Origin of the sequence: Nostoc sp. ChiSLP03a, assembly GCF_034531215.2 — a bacterium.
GTDB lineage: Bacteria > Cyanobacteriota > Cyanobacteriia > Cyanobacteriales > Nostocaceae > Nostoc.
This window is the reverse complement of sequence record NZ_JAVRBQ020000146.1, coordinates 1-18,397: the sequence shown is the minus strand read 5'-3', so window position 1 is coordinate 18,397 and position 18,397 is coordinate 1. Positions and strand designations below refer to the sequence as shown.

Sequence of the window (18,397 nt, the reverse complement as noted above, 5' to 3'; positions counted from 1 at the left end):
TTCAATAGGTCATCAGTGATAGCATAAATTGTAATTATTTCGTTTAACATTACCCCTCCTAATTTTTCCTCTGGAGGGGATTTTATTGCTTATGCAATGCCACCTGAACACCTGCAAGCATAACTAGCAACTTGGGTTAATTAGTATCAATTTTCCAGCATAGAAAAGAACTGGATGCACTCATATCAGCAGTTTTGCAGCATAACTGTAATTTTCAGCAGTAATCAGGGAAATATAAGTTTAATTAACTTTGCAATTATCGCAATGCTAATTCGGGGTGTTATCAGAAATGTTAACTCAAGGTTAAAAATTTAAACTATGTTGGCAATGCATAGCATGACAAATGCTAATAATTTGAACTTGCAATTAGAGTCTACTTTGCAAGAATTACCACTTTGGTCTGTTTACGTCGAAGCAGATAGTCCAGCAAATGATTTGAATACACTCTTTAAGCAAGAGCCTTTACTACCAGGTATTATTCTGGTGAAAAATCATGACTATCTAGGGATGATTTCTCGACAAAGATTTTTTGAACACATGAGTCGTCCCTATAGTTTTCCACTATTTTCTAAACGACCTGCAATCAATCTGATTAACTTTCTTCAGCCAGAGGTGTGTATAATTTCTGAGGATACGCTCATTGTAGAAGCAAATAAGCTAGCTTTGCAGCGAGAACCTCAATTCGTATATGAGCCGATTTTAATAGAAACTCAGTTAGGTAGTTATAAGCTACTCGATTTCCATCATTTACTTTTAGCTTATTCCCAAATTCATATTTTAACATTAGCTCAACTAGAGAAAGTAGAAGAACAATCTAGAATTGCTAAAGTAGGTTTTCGTACCCTGAAGAATAACTATGCGCGATTAATTCAAAATGAAAAAATGGCTGCTTTGGGACAATTTGTTGCTGGCATTGCACACGAAATCAATAATCCTGTGAACTTTATCGCTGGCAACCTTGTTTATGCACTCAACTACACTCAAGATTTACTACAATTAATTAGCTTATACCAACACCATTATCCTGCACCAGTAGCAGAAATTGAAGCTGCGATCGCAGAAATGGAACTAGAATTTTTAACTGCTGATTTTCTCAAACTTCTTGATTCTATGAAGTTTGGTACTGAGCGTATCCAAGAGATAGTTCTTTCATTACGCAATTTCTCTCGTCTCGATGAATCCGATAAAAAGATAGTTGATATTCATGAAGGTATTGATAGCACTCTAATAATATTACAAAGCCGTATCATAAATCAAGAAACAGGTCAGATAATTACTATTGATAAAGAATATGGAAATCTCCCTTTAGTAGAGTGCTATGCTGGGTTAATAAATCAAGTATTTATGAATATTCTATCAAATGCAATTGATGCGATATTCGCGAGTTTTGAGTCAGCTTATTCAAATCTCAAATCACCTGTAATTCGTATTCGTACTGAAGTCACAGACAATCGGGAAGTAGTTATTCGCATTGCCGATAATGGTAGTGGAATTCCCAAGGATATACAAAAGCGATTATTTGACCCTTTCTTCACCACAAAACCCGTCGGTAAAGGCACTGGATTGGGGCTATCTATCAGCTATCAAATTGTTGTAGAAAAACATTGTGGTCAACTGCAATGTATATCTACCATAAAAGAAGGAACCGAGTTTATTATTACAATTCCTGTCGAACTTAATTCCTGACAAGTTAGTTAAAAAATCTCTATTTTGGGTAAATACTAATCGCTTTAGGCTTTTTTGCGAGTACTTCGACGCGTAGGTGCTGGGGTAGCTGGTTCATAAGCCTTGAGTCCCCCATCGCCTGTAAAAATTTCTACTTGAAACGTGCTACTGGTTTTGGCGTAATATTCAGCCACAGTCTTAATTGTCGCATCTCCAATAGAAATCTTTCTAGAAGCTAGAGTAGGCCACTCAGTAGCCAGTTGTTTCAATTGCTCTGAGTTCCAAAGTTCACCTACTTGAGTTTCAAAAACTCCCCAAGGTATAACTCCATCTGCTACTTTCACTAAAATATTACCGAAAGCTTGAGCAATTTCATATCGCTTAGAGTTAGCTTGGGCAATATGATTACCAGTTTCTATAATTGTTGCTATTGGTAGTATAAACTTTGCACCTTGTTTTTCTTCTTGCTGAAAACGGGCTTCAACTTTTTTTTTATCCCATTTATCTTTATCAGTACCACAAGTCTCTTTACCAGGTACACCTAAGTAAACGCAAAGTATTGATGTGTCAATAATCAAAACCTTTCTCATATTTAACTTTATTTATTATCAGAAAGGCTTTTTTCAATTGCACCTTTAGTTGCTAGTTTGCCTAAACTACCCGATGCTAACAAAAGAGGAAGATTTTCAATATCTTCTAAAAGTGTAAGCTTGCTTTCTCCAGTTTCTTTATCGCGGTGTGCGACAACCACAAAAGGAACTATCTCTGGGCCTAAAGCATCAAGCAAAGCTGGATTATGGGTAGTAAGTAAAATATCAATTTTTCTTTTCTGACCAATTTCTCGTAGTATTCTTACCAGCAATCCTGCACGCGAGGGATGAAGACCATTATCTATTTCTTCAATTACTATTTGACTACCTTCTGGCCTAGTAAGTAATGCTGTAATAATTGCTAGAAAGCGGAGAGTTCCATCTGACATACTTCTAGCATCTATTTCTGTAATGTGACCAGGTTTCCATTCTTCTTGAGAGTAGAGCATTGCATCAGTACGAAATCTACCTACTTTTTGCGCCCAGACTTTTTGTATATCACCTTCTGGTAGCTCTTTAATGTAGTTGGATAGAGCTGCTTCAACTTCTGCTTTCCGTTTCTTAGATAATCCAGCTAGTATACCAGCTATATTTGAAGCATCAGTTTCTAGCTTTTCCCCAATTGGGGAGTAAGATCGCATTTTAGAGGGAATGGGATTTAAAATAAAAATATTTCTAATAAAATGATAAAAATTATATATATTTTCACGTTTCATTTCAAATGAATTCATATCTGCCTCAACAGATAGAACATCTGTTAAGTATGTTTGAGTAGGCAAAAAGTTACCCATTAAAATATAATTATTATAACTATTATTAATACCTATTTCTTTTTTGTTCAAATAGAAAGCTTCGACAAAATCTCTAACAATATTCTCATCAAAACTAATTTTATATTCTTGATAAATTATAGATTCTTCTAAAACTTGAAGGGAAGGTTTTGTTTTTACTGTGATAGCATAAATATAATCAGTATTAATATCTTGACCTTGTATAACAGCTTTTAATGTAAATTTTTTTTCAGGTTTAAATGCAGCCCATTCTACACCTCCTCGAATTGAAGTGAGTATTGAATCACCTACTAAAGCTGGTTTAACATCCTGCCTTGTAAAGGTTATTTGTAAAAATTCTAAAGCTTCAACTACATTAGACTTACCACTCGCATTTGTCCCAATCAAAACAGTCAATGGGTCAAGTGGAAGCTCGGCATAACGGAAACTTTTCCAGTTTTCTAAAATGAGTTGCTTAAGCACGATCAACTCCAAAACTCTACTTACTTAAATTTAGCTCCTAACAGTGGCGAGCGCACAAGATTTTTTCTTCTTTAACATCCCACCCAAAAAACAACAAAGCCAGCAGACAAAGTAAAAAATTGTGTAATTACTCTATCTAACTGGCTAAATTTCGCTGCACTTTTAGAGATTTATTTTTCTGTTGGTAAATCTACACTGTAAATAGTCTTCCCTACCAAGTTACGCAGTGTTACCGTCATCACTTTTGTATTTCCATCAATTTTAACTCCTCCAAAGAATTGCAAACCTTCACTTGGTGGTCGATTTGCTTTTGTACCTGGAGGGAGGCTTTGAAATATCAATTGTGGGCCAAAAGTATTCTCTAATTCGTTTGGCCCAAATGTGCCAGAGTTAAGCGGCCCGGCAACGAACTCCCAAAAAGGTTTAAAATCAGTAAACTTTGCTTTAGCGGGGTTGTAATAGTGGGCTGCTGCGTAATGTACATCAGCAGTTAACCAAACAACATTCTGGATATTTTTGTTTTTGATAAATCGTAGTAAATCGGCAAGTTCTAATTCTCTTCCTAAAGCTGGGCCATTTCCATTAGCCCAAGCTTCAAAATCAGTGCTACCGTCTTTAACTATCAGCCCCAAAGGCATATCACTAGCAATTACTTTCCATGTTGCTTTTGATGACAGCAATTGCCTTTTCAACCATTGCACTTGGGTTTTGCTCAAAAAGTCTGTTTTTTTACTTGGTACTGGCTGATTATTCGGGGAATTCGGCCCCCGGTAGGTGCGCTCATCCAGCATGAAAATGTCTAATAATGGCCCATAGTTGAAAGAGCGATAAATTTTCGCTTTATCTGGATTATTGCTTTCATATCCAATAGGCAGATATTCAAAAAATGCTTGTCTTGCCCTTTCGGTTAACAAGTTAACATCCTTAACTGTATAACGGTCATCGTTAAGGATAATTTGCCCAGGATACCAATTGTTCCTTGTTTCGTGGTCGTCCCACTGTGCCAATATGGGAACTTCAGCATTGAAACGCTTGATATTTTTATCCAGCAAATTGTAGATATAGTTACCACGATATTCTGTGAGAGTTTCTGCTACTTTAGATTTTTCTGGTGTGGTGATGTTTTTCCAAATTGTGCCGTCGTCTAAAGTTACTTCTGATTGAATGGGGCCATCAGCATAAATATTATCGCCAGAATGGATGAAAAAATCGGGATGAAGTTGGCGCATAGTTTCGTAAATTTTCATTCCACCAAAATCAGGATTAATACCCCATCCTTGACCGGCGGTGTCGCCACCCCAAACAAAGAATATATCTCGTCCAGATTTGGGGGGAGTTCGGAAACTACCATAAAAAGGAGCGCTGTAGGTGCGTTGATAATCTAAATCTTGGAAAATCACCCGATAAAATAATTTTTGGTCTGGTGGTAGATTCTTCAGATAAAGTCGTGCTGTAAAGTCGCTATTCTTTAAAGCATTAGGCCCGACAACTCGCTGCACATTGCGGAAAGATTCGCTGGTAGAATATTCTACAATCATTTTGGCAGAGCGATCGCTCCGACTCCAAATCACGATGCTATCGTTAGATATATCTCCGCTAGCTACACCATAAGGTATGCCAGGACGCATTTTATCAGAGGTGATAATTGCAGGTGCTTTGCCAAAAACTGGTGATTTAGCGACAAAATTTGTGGAAATAATTCCGCCAGCAGTGATAGCTGAACGTAGCAAAAACTGACGCCGATTTAGCTTCAATGGGTGATGAGATTCCATATTAAATAACAGCAACCTTAAACTAAAGTATTACAGGATAAGTGTTTACCACACGTTGTTATATCAACAAGTAAAGATTGAGTTATCTAAGGGTTAATAAAATATATTTAGTTTGATGTAATCTGAATGGTAGTGTTGATTATGAACTAGTACAAGCAAATTTATCCATGACCGAACAGAAAAGGATACAGAGCAACTAAATTTATTTATGAGTTTGTTAATTTTGAATTTTGAATTTTGAATTTTGAATTCGGAGCGAAGCGACGTGACTGCTGCTGTCTTTTTAGAAAATGTCTACAAGTTTTACAATAATGTACCTGTAGTCAATGACCTATCATTCCAAATTGAAGCGGGGGAGATATTTGCTCTACTTGGCCCGAACGGTGCGGGTAAATCCACCACAATTCGGATGCTGACTACACTCACGAAACCATCCCAAGGACGCATAGAAGTAGGTGGATATGATGTGATGCGCCAAGCAACGTTGGCAAAACAGAGTATTGGTGTAGTCTTGCAACAAGTCAGTGTGGATAACGATTTAACCGTCTGGGAAAATATGGAACTGCACGGGAGACTACATCACATTAGTAACCCGCAGCGACAAAAATTGATTAATCAATGGCTAGAGTATGTTGAGCTAGCAGAAAAACGTGATGATTTGGTAAAAACCCTGTCTGGGGGTATGAAACGACGGTTGCAAATTGCCAGAGCCTTATTGCATCAACCGCAAATTTTGTTTTTAGATGAACCAACGGTAGGACTAGACCCCCAGACTAGGCGACGCCTCTGGGAAATCATTCGGGATTTAAATAAACAAGGGATGACGATGCTACTGACGACCCATTATATGGATGAGGTCGAATTTTTATGCGATGCCTTTGGTTCTACCAAGCCAGGACGCATCGGTATTATGGATAGCGGTAAGCTGATTTCTTTGGGAACTTTACAACAACTGCGTTTTGCTCACGGTGAAGGTTTGGTGATGAAACAATTAGGTGTGTCTAATGTCGGAAGTGATAGCGCTCGTAATTGGGAATACCTGTTTTTCCCATCCTTGGAAGCAGCAAATATCTATTTGAATGAACAGCCAGATAAAACTGGAATGATGGTGCGTCCCTCTAATCTGGAAGATATTTTTGTGGAATTAACGGGACGCCAGTTAGATTAACCTCATCCTCCTAACTGCCGCAGCATGGCTTCTACCCTTTCTACGCCATCTGAGTCATTGCGTCGTTTGTACAAGTCACGGGCTTTCTGAAGCAAGCTGTTTGCTTGTTTGGCTTGTCGTCGCTGTTTATACATCGAACCCATCAACTCATAAGTCTGGGCGTTGTTTTTATCCAAATCGATTGCTTGTTGGTATGCCCAGGTAGCAGCATTATAGTCTCCCATACGCGATTGGGTTACAGCCAATCCTAAATAGGCGTTGACGTTGTTACGGTTCAGTTGTATGGCACGACGATAACCTTCCTTTGCCCCACGCGTGTCGCCCAAATTGGCTTTGATGTAACCCACAGCGTAGTAGAAATCACTATTGTTAGGGCTGATACCGATCGCTTTACGATAAGCTGCTAATGCTGCCTGGTAATTTCCCTGTTGGGCGTATAAATACCCAATACCTGAATGGATTTTAGCATTCTTCGGATCTAAACTAGCTGCTTGCTGATAAACAGCGATCGCACCACCATAATCTCCAGCATTCACTAACCTCCGTCCTTCCTCCAGTAATTGCTTTAACTCTGGGTTTTTAGCTTGCGCCACTAATACCTGAGCCTGAGCTACTGAAGGTACGGTGAAAGTAAAACATCCTAGTAACACCACACTAAACACGAATGATGTTGGCTTGTACACAGTAAATTTCCTGAAATTTTAGAGGACTTTTTTCTTGTACATTAAAACAAAAATATGGACTTTTGAAAACTGTATTTCTTCGTATTGATTCAGATGTTAATAGTTCATTTTCTTTTCTTTTACATTTAGCACTACATAACAGAGTTTTTACTGAAGGATGAAGTGTCAACGAGCCAAGGCAGGTGAAGATACCCTACATATAAACCAGTAATATAGCAAAACTACACATTTTTTAATCAGTAGTTCTACGTATTACCTAGAAAAACTCAACAGGAATCTGACTTAATCCTAGATTCTGATACAACAAGCTTATAGGCTTTGACATTTATTCCTATTTTTATTTCATTTCAGAGTTTGCTGACTCTGTATCCAATTTTATGACATTTTTAATCCTTGATACTACCCTTTGAGAATTTATTATCTAGGCATTTACATCCTTTTTTGGTCATTCAAAGATAAGATAAATTTAAACTGTAAAATGTTGCATTAATCTGTTTGAGACAAGACTAACCCCAAAGTGCAATCTAATATTGTATGAGAGCATGTTTGTCAAACCTGTATTCTGTAATAATAGTTACAATTATTCAAGTGTTTACCAAAATACTTTAATAATAAATATTAAGATATATCCCATATAGGAGGTTAATTTATGATTATAACTACCACTGATGTCATTCAAGGAGCCGTGATTGAATCATATTTAGGCATTGTGACAGCAGAAGTCGTCTACGGCAGCAATTTCTTACGAGATTTTTTGGCTGGGATTCGAGATATTATCGGTGGACGCACTGGTAGCTATGAGCGTCTGTTTGAGCAGGGTCAACGCAAGGCACTAGAAGAATTAGAACAACGCGCACAACGTTTAGGAGCAAATGCTGTAATTGGGATTGAAATTGATACTGGCACAATAAATATTGACCAGTCAGGAGTGCTTTTGCTGATTACTGCCACAGGCACTGCTGTGAGGATGCGTTAGTTTTTGATGATTTTTACTTTTGACATTCATTACACAGCTTTAGTTAGATTAAGGCTAATGGTATACATCTTTAAAGCTGGTTTCTGATAGCTAGCTAATAGTTATATCTTAAGTTAAGAGTTTTTAGATGGAAATTTTAGAAAAAATACATAAATAAACACTAAATTATATTAAAAATTGTTAAACAAAGTTTGTTTTTTTCTGGCTAAAGATAGACGTATTAAATCTTTCTATTGATAGAGATTAAAATAGAACATTTAGTTATTTAATTTGAAGCATAAAGATGAATATACCCGAGCAGAAACTTTGCTGAAACAGCACTGGAGAAAATAAGCGATGTCATACGTAAATCGGACAGGAAATGACGTTATATCTACTGATCCTGTGGTAGCAGGTCGAGTAGCTGAATATCACGACCGTGTTCGCTGGGGGCCAATTATTGCTGGTTTGTTGGTTTCTTTGGCTACACAATTAATTTTAAGTGCGATAATTGGTGCGTTTGCGGCAGGTGCAGTTGAAAGTTCAGGTGCGCCTAGAACAATTGCTCCTAACGCTGCGGGTAACGCGGGGCTTTGGTCAACTATCGCTCTACTAATTTCCCTGTTTACTGGTGGTTGGGTTACAACCCGTGCTTGTGGGCCGATGAACCGCAATACCGCTCTTCTCAACGGCGCAATTCTTTGGGCAACGACTTTGGCAGTTAGCTCATGGCTTTTAGCAAGTGGAGTATCTGGTGCTTTTGGTGTTGCTGCTTCTAACGCTGGGGAAGTCATAAACCAGGTACAACAGCAAGGTGGTGTTAATGTACCACAAGCAAACGTAACTGCCCAACAAGCTCGTGATGCAGCAGCTAATTTACGTTCGGGATTGTGGTGGTTTGTGTTTGGTTCTTTGTTGGGTTTAATAGCCTCAATGATTGGAGCTGTAACTGGCGCTCGTAGTCCTCGGACTAACACTTACAATGCTTAAATAATTATTTGAAAATTCAAATGTTATTTATTTTTCAACAAAAGCACCTTTTTCAAGGTGTTTTTTGTTTATTATTTCAGGTTGGCGTTTCTAGTGCCCGATTAATTCTTATATCGTCAAATTACTCTTTATTGATACCTTTAATTGTATATCCGAAGTTAAGTATCAGTATCGAATGTTTCTTTCCAAAGAGTCATGAATATCGAATATTTGATAGCTAATTTAATAAGGTCAATAAATCGTGAATATCGCGCTTCTAAAAAACATTTCTTTCTGTTTTTTAAAAGCACGATATTTTTATGATTATTTTTTCTAAGTAAATGCAACAAAAATTTTACACCGCAGATCACCATTTTAGATACGAACCTTCAATTCCCTGCTCGCGACGAATTTTGCCATCTTTTTCAAACCAGGCAATTACTTGCTGCGCTGTCAAATCTTCAATAGCAACACCGTACTCTTGGGCAATATGCTTCAAAAGCTTCAGTGATGAAATTGTCAATCTTGTTAAAAACTTTTCTGGGGAAGACAACGACGCCGCATCTACTTTTGCTGACTCTTCCAGGGTTAAAAATTGTGTTGATGGTTGCTGTGGTGATACATCCATAAATGAAAAAATGAAATGCTATCTCAAAGTTAGTTAGGTATTAGTTATTAAAAAAATGACAAATGACAAATGACAAAGGACTAATGACTAATGACTAATGACGAATTTGTACTAAATAGCCACAACGATGTTGACCATCAATAATCCAGTGGGTGCGTTCTACGATACAATCTGGTAAGACGGCAGCAAACATTTCTAATTCGTGACCGCAGATACTAGGAAAAGATTCGGCAACGTTAGAAATAGCGCAGTTATGCTCCATTAAGATAAAGCGATCGCACTCAAAGGAGTCACTCACATCAACAGGGTGATACTCCGCCATGAAGCCTTCCGCTTTTCTCAACTCGACTAAGTTGGCTACCCGTTCTCGCAGCGAACCATTACCGACGCGATCGCGGTATTCTTTGGCTTTACGCTGCCACTGTTTCTCTAAAATCGATTTAAATTGGTCGTGTCCTACCGTTTCGGCTAAGGTGTCTAGCAGCGAAACCGCAAAATTGCCGTGGCCATCACCAAAGCGATCGCTCATTGTGCGGTGCAAGCGATCGCGTCCTTGACGACTCAGTTGATAAAGATGCTGCGGCCGCCCCATCCCCGTTGCCTGCACTGATGTCGAATACAAAACTAGCTCCTCCGTCTCCAAATCTTTGAGATGGCGACGAATAGCTTGAGGGGTAACGTCTAAAACTTCAGCTAGCTCCAAAGCCGTTGCTTTTTCGTGTTTGTGCAGATACTCTAGGATATCTTGCTTGGTTGAGGACTGGTGGGTAGTCGCCATCTTCATGTGGTGCGAGACGTTCAGCGAACGCCCCAAAAATTAATTTCTTTGAAAATTTGACCGTGCCGATTTTGGATTTTGGATTTTGGATTTTGGATTAAAAAAGTTTTCTGGTATATAGCCCGCTACGCGATCGTCAATCTAAAATCCTTGAGCCAAGCACCTTTGTGGTCTCTTTCAATCCCAAATTGCGAATCTAAAATCCAAAATTGTTTGACTTTGACAACATTGTTGTTGTTAATTTAGCGTAAAATGAAGATAGATTAAACAACATAACTGTTGTTTTACTCTCCACCACTATTCTAGCAGCCGTGTAACCATTCCGTAACGGTAGATGGGAATCGGCTAAAGAAACCCCGTCTCCCATCCTTATAGAGAGATTCAAGTTCCGAACACGAGAGATTATTACTGATGAGTGCCACTGTCAAAACCTTAGTCAACCAACCCTACAAGTACGGCTTTGTCACGGACATTGAGGCCGACACTATTCCGCGTGGACTAGACGAGGACGTTATCCGCTTGATCTCCTCTAAGAAGAACGAGCCGCAATTCATGCTGGACTTTCGCCTCAGAGCTTATCGCCAGTGGCAAAAAATGACGGAACCAACTTGGCCGAATGTCAAGTATCCGCCAATAAATTATCAGGATATCATTTATTACTCAGCGCCAAAACGCAAGAAAGAAAAACTAAACAGCTTGGATGAAGTCGATCCAACCCTTTTAGAAACTTTCGAGAAGTTAGGCATTTCCCTATCTGAACAGAAGCGGCTGGCAAATGTCGCCGTTGATGCAATTTTCGATAGCGTTTCTGTCGCCACTACATTTAAAGAAAAGCTAGCGGAAGATGGGGTTATTTTCTGCTCAATTTCGGAAGCGTTGCAAGAACACCCAGAATTGATCCAAAAATACTTGGGTAGCGTTGTTCCTGTAGCTGACAATTATTTTGCCGCTTTGAACGCCGCCGTATTTAGCGATGGTTCCTTTGTCTACATTCCTAAAGGCGTAAAATGCCCAATGGAACTATCTACCTACTTCCGCATCAACTCTGGTGACACGGGACAATTTGAGCGGACTTTGATTGTCGCCGAAGAAGGTAGTTATGTTTCTTACCTCGAAGGTTGCACCGCACCGATGTATGATAGCAACCAATTACACGCCGCCGTTGTGGAACTCGTTGCTCTCGACAACGCCGAAATTAAATATTCCACCGTTCAAAATTGGTATGCTGGAGATGCCAATGGTAAAGGCGGTATTTACAACTTTGTCACCAAGCGCGGTTTGTGTCAGGGCGTAAATTCCAAGATTTCCTGGACTCAAGTAGAAACAGGTTCGGCAATTACTTGGAAGTATCCTAGTTGCGTGTTGGTGGGTGATAACTCTGTGGGTGAGTTCTACTCGGTGGCGCTGACAAATAATATGCAGCAAGCCGATACGGGTACAAAGATGATTCACGTAGGTAAAAATACCCGCAGTACAATTATTTCTAAAGGAATCTCCGCAGGTAATTCTAGTAATAGCTATCGGGGTTTAGTGAAAGTTAATCCGACGGCTAAAGGCGCGAGAAATTATTCCCAGTGCGACTCGATGCTGATTGGGGATAATGCTCATGCTAATACTTTCCCTTATATCCAGGTGCAAAATAATACTGGGAAGGTGGAGCATGAAGCTTCTACTTCTAAGATTGGGGAAGATCAATTATTCTACTTTGCTCAACGGGGTATTTCAGCAGAAGATGCCATTTCGATGATGGTTAGCGGCTTCTGTAAGGATGTTTTTAATCAGCTACCGATGGAGTTTGCTGTGGAAGCTGATAAGTTGTTGAGTTTGAAGTTGGAAGGCAGTGTTGGATAAATGGAAGCAAGGATAAACACAGAACGCCGATGTCTCTGTGTTTATCTTTTGGAAGAATGACGAACCGCGAAGAGAGAAGGGAGAGAAAATGATTATTGAAAATAGCGAAGTTGTGCTGTCAGTACGGAATCTGACGGCTAATGTTGATGGGACACCGATTTTGAAAGGTGTGAATCTTGAGGTGCGATCGGGTGAAATTCATGCGATCATGGGGCCGAATGGTTCTGGTAAGAGTACCTTTTCTAAGGTGTTGGCTGGGCATCCGGCGTATGAGGTGACTGGCGGTGAGGTGATTTTTCAAGGGCAGAATTTGTTAGAGTTGGAACCGGAGGAACGCGCTAGAAGTGGTGTATTTTTGGCGTTTCAGTATCCGTTAGAAATTCCGGGTGTGAGCAATTTGGATTTCTTACGAGTGGCGTACAATTCCCGTCGGAAGGCGCAAGGTTTAGAGGAAATAGACGCTTTTGATTTTGACGATTTGATTGAGGAAAAGCTGGATGTGGTGAAGATGAATGCCAGTTTTCTTAGTCGGAGTTTGAATGAAGGTTTTTCTGGTGGTGAGAAGAAGCGGAATGAAATTCTGCAAATGGCGCTGCTGGAACCAAAGTTAGGAATTTTGGATGAAACTGATTCGGGTTTGGATATTGACGCGCTCCGAATAGTAGCGAATGGGGTAAATCAACTGGCAAGTCCAGACAATTCGACAATTTTGATTACTCACTACCAACGATTACTCGATTATATTGTGCCTGATTTTGTGCATGTGATGGCACAAGGGCGAATTATTACGAGTGGTGGTAAAGAACTGGCACTAGAATTAGAGTCTCGCGGTTATGACTGGGTGCTGGCAGAATTTGCTGCTGCTGAGGTGGGTGTGTAATGAGTATTCAAGTATCTCCTAGTCCTATTCCTAATTCAAATGTAGTCAGCTTGACATCGACTCTCTTAGATAGAGATGATTATCTGACTGGGTTGTTAAATCAAGTAACAGCAACTAAAACAGAAGGTTGGTTGCAGGAATTACGCCAAAGTGCCGCTAATTGGGTACGCCACTCGACTATCCCGACTACCCGCGAGGAAGAATGGCGATTTACTGATTTGTCGTCTTTGCGGCAAATTCAATTTAATTTTCAGCCAAGCCAGATATCTAATGCAAACGGTACACCTTTATCGCTGCCAGAAGCACTAAAAAGTCGTTTAGTGTTTGTTAATGGCAAATTTGCTCCTGATTTATGTGCAATTGCCAACTTACCGCTTGGCGTTAAGGTGAGTAATTTATTTAGCTTGTCTGCGGATAATCGTGAGCATATAAGACAGTATTTAGCTCAAACAGAAGGAGCGCAGGAAGTATTTACCGCGCTCAATACTGCTGGCATCAACGATGTAGCAGTAGTCTGGGTTTCCAAAAATGTGAAAGTGGAAACGCCGATTCATTTACAGTTCGTAACTGTGGCTGAACCTTCAACTATTTCTCTACCGCGTTGTTTGGTAGTAGCTGAGACTGGAAGTAGCGTTATGTTAGTTGAAGAGTACACAACTTCTTCTGGTCTTGTAGGGGATTTTGTAGAGAATAATACACCAGAATTTGTTGCCTTTACTAACGCAGTAACAGAAATTTGGCTGGGAGAGAATGCTCAGATAAATCACACTCGGATTCAACGCGAACATCTGGCCGATTTTCATATAGGTAAGACTGCTGTAACCCAAGCTCGTGATAGCCGATATACTTGTCATGCCATAACTTTAGGTGCAAAGTTGTCACGGCACAATTTAGAAATTTTGCAAACTGGTGAGCAGACACAAACTACTCTCAATGGTTTGACGATAATCTCTGGTAAGCAATTGTCTGATACTCATAGTGCGATCGCACTCAACTATCCTCACGGTACAAGTGACCAATTGCATAAATGTATTGTAGGCGATCGCGCTCATGCGGTATTCAATGGTAAAGTTTTTGTACCCAAACCAGCGCAGTTGACAAATGCAGCCCAGTTGAATCGTAATTTGCTACTATCATCGAAAGCCAGAGTTGATACCAAACCCCAATTGGAAATTACTGCGGATAATGTAAAGTGCGCTCACGGCGCTACCGTTAGCCAATTGGAAGATGATGAAATATTCTATCTCCAAAGTCGGGGAATTGATGAAAACGATGCTCGGAAGTTGTTAATTAACGCCTTCGCTGCTGAAGTTATCAACAAAATACCAGTTCCTTCTCTGCGAGAAATCCTTTTAAACACAGTGAATAATCTCAAGTCCCTGACTAATGAGTAATAACGTAATCTACCAATGACTTTTACTCCTACCAAAACCCTTGCTGATAAAGTTCGCGCTGACTTCCCAATATTGCATCAGGAAGTCAACGAGAAACCCCTGGTTTATCTCGATAATGCTGCGACATCGCAAAAGCCTTTATTCGTATTAAATACCCTACGGGATTATTACGAGCAATATAATGCTAACGTGCATCGCGGTGCCCATTCCCTGAGCGCTAAAGCTACCGATGCTTATGAAGGTGCTAGAGATAAAGTTGCCAAATTCATTAATGCTGCATCGCGTCAGGAAATTGTCTACACTCGCAACGCAAGTGAGGCGATTAACCTAGTCGCCTATAGCTGGGGAATGAATAATTTGCAGCCTGGGGATGAAATTATTCTGTCGGTGATGGAACACCACAGTAATATTGTGCCTTGGCAATTGGTAGCACAAAAAACGGGTGCAGTACTGAAATTTGTAGAATTAACACCAGAAGAAACTTTTGATTTGTCACAGTTTAAAAAACTGATTTCTGAGAAAACTAAGCTGGTGTCTGTGGTGCATATTTCTAATACTTTGGGTTGCATTAATCCAGCAGAAGAAATTGCTGCGATCGCACACAAATATGGTGCTAAATTTTTAGTTGATGCTTGCCAGAGTGTTCCCCATTATCCTGTCGATGTACAAAAAATAGATTGTGATTGGTTGGTAGCATCCGGTCATAAAATGTGCGCCCCAACTGGGATAGGATTTTTGTATGGCAAGTTGGAATTATTAGAATCAATGCCACCATTTTTTGGTGGTGGCGAGATGATTGCAGAGGTGTACTTAGAACATTCAACTTATGCAGAATTACCGCATAAATTTGAAGCTGGTACGCCTGCAATTGGAGAAGCGATCGCACTTGGTGCTGCAATAGATTATCTTAGCAGTATCGGTATGGATAAAATCCACGCCTACGAAGCAGAATTAACAGCTTATTTGTTCCAACAATTAGAGCAAATACCCCAAATTAAAATTTACGGCCCCAAACCAAATGCTAAAGGGGAAGGGAGAGCCGCTCTTGCGTCGTTCACCACTGGGGATGTCCACGCTAACGACTTATCTACATTATTAGATCAAGAAGGCGTTGCTATCCGTTCTGGACACCACTGTACTCAACCATTACACCGTTATTTAGGTCTTGCTGCAACCGCACGAGCAAGTCTATCTTTCTACAACACCCGTGAGGAAATTGATATTTTCATCAAAGCCCTGAAAGAAACTCTCGATTTTTTTACAGGTTTACTTGCTTAAAGTTACAAAATATTCCGATAGTGATTGTGCCAAATATCAGCAACATATCTTGCTAATAGTTGGCACAATTTAATTATCTGGATTATTTACAGGAGCAACTAAAGTGTCATACAGTGACTTTACTTTAGACAGAGTTAGAAAAACCTTTGGTTTAACTATTTCTGATAAAGTTGATATATTTGCATCTGTACATGAAGTAGAGTGTCCACCATTACTTACAGAAGTATTGCGGGAAAATGTACCTTTAGCTCTTGCTAGTAATACCGAAAAATCCCGTTCAGAGATGATTATTGCACCTATTTTAATAGCTGTAAGGAAATATTTAAATAATCAAATAAGTTTATTTTCTGGTATTGACTTTACTGTTGATTCAGCACAAGGTTTAAATGGAAATTGCGATTTTATTATTAGCCGTTCACCAGAGTTACTAATTGTGAATGCACCAGTTGTCACAATTGTAGAAGCTAAAAAAGAAAATATCAATGCAGGATTAGGTCAGTGTGTAGCAGAGATGTTAGCAGCTAAATTGTTTAATGAACGTGAGGATAATAACATTCAGGCAATTTATGGTGGAACTGTCACCACTGGAACTAACTGGAAGTTTTTGAAGCTCATTGGGCAAGTGATTGAAATTGACTTGAGCGAGTATTATATTAATGACATAGGTAAAATTATCGGAATTTTATCTAACATCCTAACAGAAGAAGTATTGTAATATGCTTGTCAAGTCAACGCCTGCTGAACAAAGAATAGTGCTACAGAACATTAGCTGGGAAACCTTTGAAGCCTTGCTGAGAGATACAGGTGAGGACAGAGGCTCAAGATTTGCTTATGACTGCGGTGTTTTAGAAATCATGACTCCACTTTTTGAACACGAAAACCCAAAAATCCAATTTGATCATTTTATTCTAGTCTTAGCTGAAGAATTAGAAATTGAAATTAGAAGTGCTGGTTCAACAACATTGAAGCGAAAAATATCAAAGCAAGGAATAGAACCAGATACTTGCTACTATATCCAGAATGAACTAGCTATTAGGGGTAAGCAAACTTTAGATTTAGAAAATGCTCCGCCGCCTGACTTAGCAATTGAGATTGACATTACCAGCAGTTCAGTTAACAAATTGGGGATTTATTCAGCATTGGGTGTAACTGAACTTTGGAGATATGATGGGCAAAATTTAAAGTTTTATCAGTTGGTAGAGGGGCAATATGTTGAGTGTAAGTTGAGTATTGCCTTTCCTCTAATATCAGTGAGCGAGATAAGCAGATTTATTGAGCAGAGTAAAAGTATGGGTGAAATTGCTTTGCTAAAATCCTTTCGCGGTTGGGTGAGGGATAAAATAGGATAATAGGGTGAGCAATGCAACCTTTTTTAGGAATAATTTAATGTATCTTGCCCACAAAGAATTCTATATCTTTTAAAGCTTGTGAGTAGTTACTAATAGGAAGTTTAACATCACTGCCATCTGGCATTATATATTTAGACTGTTTGGGAAGCATAGACATAGGAATTCCAAGAGACGATGATACTTTACCTGATGTGTGAAAATCTTTGATATCTGAAAAATAATAGTTTTCCCATTCCTTGCTAGAAGTTGGGGTGTGTTGACAAGGTGCAAATAATGAAGGAAATTTATTAAATTGCTGGTAGCAAAAATCAATTAATTCTGTTCTTATAGAATCAAAAGCTGTTGCAACTCCATCCTTAATTGTATAGTTATTAAAAACAAACTCGTAAATTACTGGCAATTTCAGTTGAAAGTGTTCTACTTGATTATTAAAAGTAATTATTCCATCAGCATATTGCCTTAAAGCGGCAGAAGGATATTTACCAAAAAGCAGCATAAAAAGACTTTTTATGCCTTCAAGAGAGCTAAAATCTGCCATCATTGGAACCACAATTTTATCTGAAGAAACTAGAGCCATTTGTGTATATATAGAAAAGCTGGGATTGCAATCTATAAAAACAACCATATCTTTATAGGTTTCACTATTATACTCATATTCACATAACCTTCTTATAGCGGTCATGTATTCTGACCATGCCTTTATATTTGCCGGGTTAATGACTGCATAATTTAAAGCTAATGAAAGAGACTCTAAAAAAGAATCACCAGCTATTAAATATAAATTTTTAGATATATTTTGATTGTAACGGTATACTGGAACTTGATATGAAGTATTTGGTTTTCGGAAATTTGAGTTCCCCTTTAAAAGCCAATCTATAAATCCAACTATATTTTTTCTAGTAGCCGAAGATTGTAGCCTCTGATTGATTTGGTATCCTTTTTTCCCTCCTCCAAGCAAAAATTGAGAAATATTTGCTTGAGGACACATATCAATAACTAAAACTTGTGTTTTTGGGTTGTTTTCTGCATAAAGTGTTGCAGCGTTATACCAAATTAATATGAAGCTGCATAGAATAGAGCTTCCAAGATAAAGTTATAAGAAGAGACAGAAATTACCTGCTCAAATGTGAGTTGGTCGAAGATTTCTTGGATGCGCTCGCGTAAAGCTTGTAAAGAAGAGAAAA

Annotated in this window: 17 protein-coding genes; 10 read left to right on the top strand and 7 right to left on the bottom strand. The window is 39.0% G+C overall.

Annotated features, from left to right (window positions below; genetic code table 11):
* Nucleotides 1-327 precede the first annotated feature (327 nt).
* Nucleotides 328-1,686, top strand: a complete 1,359-nt coding sequence (locus tag RMY32_RS24035) for a sensor histidine kinase (RefSeq protein WP_322710712.1) — start codon at nt 328-330, stop codon at nt 1,684-1,686.
* Between the two features lie 44 nt (nt 1,687-1,730).
* Here RMY32_RS24035 and RMY32_RS24030 read toward each other — a convergent pair whose 3' ends face one another.
* The 3 genes from RMY32_RS24030 to RMY32_RS24020 all read right to left on the bottom strand — a co-directional run bounded on the left by RMY32_RS24030 (nt 1,731) and on the right by RMY32_RS24020 (nt 5,280).
* On the bottom strand, nt 1,731-2,255 hold the full coding sequence (locus RMY32_RS24030; protein WP_322710710.1) for a hypothetical protein: 525 nt from the start codon (nt 2,253-2,255) through the stop codon (nt 1,731-1,733).
* Between the two features lie 8 nt (nt 2,256-2,263).
* On the bottom strand, nt 2,264-3,508 hold the full coding sequence (locus RMY32_RS24025) for an AAA family ATPase (protein WP_322710709.1): 1,245 nt from the start codon (nt 3,506-3,508) through the stop codon (nt 2,264-2,266).
* Between the two features lie 170 nt (nt 3,509-3,678).
* A complete protein-coding gene (locus tag RMY32_RS24020; RefSeq protein ID WP_322710708.1) occupies nt 3,679-5,280 on the bottom strand; it encodes an alkaline phosphatase D family protein in 1,602 nt (533 codons plus the stop codon).
* 265 nt (nt 5,281-5,545) lie between these two features.
* Here RMY32_RS24020 and RMY32_RS24015 point away from each other — a divergent pair, with 265 nt between their 5' ends.
* Nucleotides 5,546-6,448 (top strand): ABC transporter ATP-binding protein, encoded by a 903-nt coding sequence (locus tag RMY32_RS24015; RefSeq protein ID WP_322710707.1) that lies wholly within the window; start codon nt 5,546-5,548, stop codon nt 6,446-6,448.
* A 2-nt stretch (nt 6,449-6,450) separates the two neighbouring features.
* Here the strand turns inward: RMY32_RS24015 and RMY32_RS24010 are convergent, their stop codons facing one another.
* On the bottom strand, nt 6,451-7,131 hold the full coding sequence (locus tag RMY32_RS24010) for a tetratricopeptide repeat protein (RefSeq protein WP_322710706.1): 681 nt from the start codon (nt 7,129-7,131) through the stop codon (nt 6,451-6,453).
* Nucleotides 7,132-7,780: 649 nt separating this feature from the next.
* Between RMY32_RS24010 and RMY32_RS24005 the strand changes: the two genes are divergently transcribed.
* Nucleotides 7,781-8,107 (top strand): YbjQ family protein, encoded by a 327-nt coding sequence (locus RMY32_RS24005; RefSeq protein ID WP_196528493.1) that lies wholly within the window; start codon nt 7,781-7,783, stop codon nt 8,105-8,107.
* A 336-nt stretch (nt 8,108-8,443) separates the two neighbouring features.
* Nucleotides 8,444-9,076: a hypothetical protein gene (locus RMY32_RS24000; RefSeq protein ID WP_322692820.1), complete on the top strand. Its 633-nt coding sequence runs from the start codon at nt 8,444-8,446 to the stop codon at nt 9,074-9,076.
* 346 nt (nt 9,077-9,422) lie between these two features.
* Here the strand turns inward: RMY32_RS24000 and RMY32_RS23995 are convergent, their stop codons facing one another.
* Nucleotides 9,423-9,683 (bottom strand): hypothetical protein, encoded by a 261-nt coding sequence (locus RMY32_RS23995; protein WP_322710705.1) that lies wholly within the window; start codon nt 9,681-9,683, stop codon nt 9,423-9,425.
* 94 nt (nt 9,684-9,777) lie between these two features.
* A complete protein-coding gene (gene sufR / locus RMY32_RS23990; RefSeq protein ID WP_322710704.1) occupies nt 9,778-10,461 on the bottom strand; it encodes an iron-sulfur cluster biosynthesis transcriptional regulator SufR in 684 nt (227 codons plus the stop codon).
* A 411-nt stretch (nt 10,462-10,872) separates the two neighbouring features.
* Between sufR and sufB the strand changes: the two genes are divergently transcribed.
* The 6 genes from sufB (at nt 10,873) to RMY32_RS23960 (ending at nt 17,213) form a co-directional block, all read left to right on the top strand.
* On the top strand, nt 10,873-12,312 hold the full coding sequence (sufB, locus tag RMY32_RS23985) for a Fe-S cluster assembly protein SufB (RefSeq protein WP_322652385.1): 1,440 nt from the start codon (nt 10,873-10,875) through the stop codon (nt 12,310-12,312).
* A gap of 88 nt (nt 12,313-12,400) precedes the next feature.
* Nucleotides 12,401-13,192 carry a Fe-S cluster assembly ATPase SufC gene (gene sufC, locus RMY32_RS23980; protein WP_322710703.1) on the top strand — a complete coding sequence of 264 codons (792 nt, stop codon included), beginning with the start codon at nt 12,401-12,403 and terminating at the stop codon, nt 13,190-13,192.
* Nucleotides 13,192-14,586: a Fe-S cluster assembly protein SufD gene (sufD, locus tag RMY32_RS23975; protein ID WP_322710702.1), complete on the top strand. Its 1,395-nt coding sequence runs from the start codon at nt 13,192-13,194 to the stop codon at nt 14,584-14,586. The genes sufC and sufD overlap by 1 nt, the downstream gene beginning before the upstream one ends.
* Before the next feature lie 15 nt (nt 14,587-14,601).
* A complete protein-coding gene (locus tag RMY32_RS23970) occupies nt 14,602-15,864 on the top strand; it encodes a cysteine desulfurase (RefSeq protein ID WP_322710701.1) in 1,263 nt (420 codons plus the stop codon).
* Between the two features lie 103 nt (nt 15,865-15,967).
* Nucleotides 15,968-16,579, top strand: coding sequence for a hypothetical protein (locus tag RMY32_RS23965; RefSeq protein ID WP_322710700.1), 612 nt, complete (start codon nt 15,968-15,970; stop codon nt 16,577-16,579).
* A gap of 1 nt (nt 16,580) precedes the next feature.
* Nucleotides 16,581-17,213: a Uma2 family endonuclease gene (locus RMY32_RS23960; RefSeq protein WP_322710699.1), complete on the top strand. Its 633-nt coding sequence runs from the start codon at nt 16,581-16,583 to the stop codon at nt 17,211-17,213.
* A 34-nt stretch (nt 17,214-17,247) separates the two neighbouring features.
* On the opposite strand, the gene RMY32_RS23955 is transcribed toward RMY32_RS23960, so the two are convergent.
* A complete protein-coding gene (locus tag RMY32_RS23955; RefSeq protein WP_409883870.1) occupies nt 17,248-18,288 on the bottom strand; it encodes a ParA family protein in 1,041 nt (346 codons plus the stop codon).
* Between the last annotated feature and the right edge of the window lie 109 nt (nt 18,289-18,397).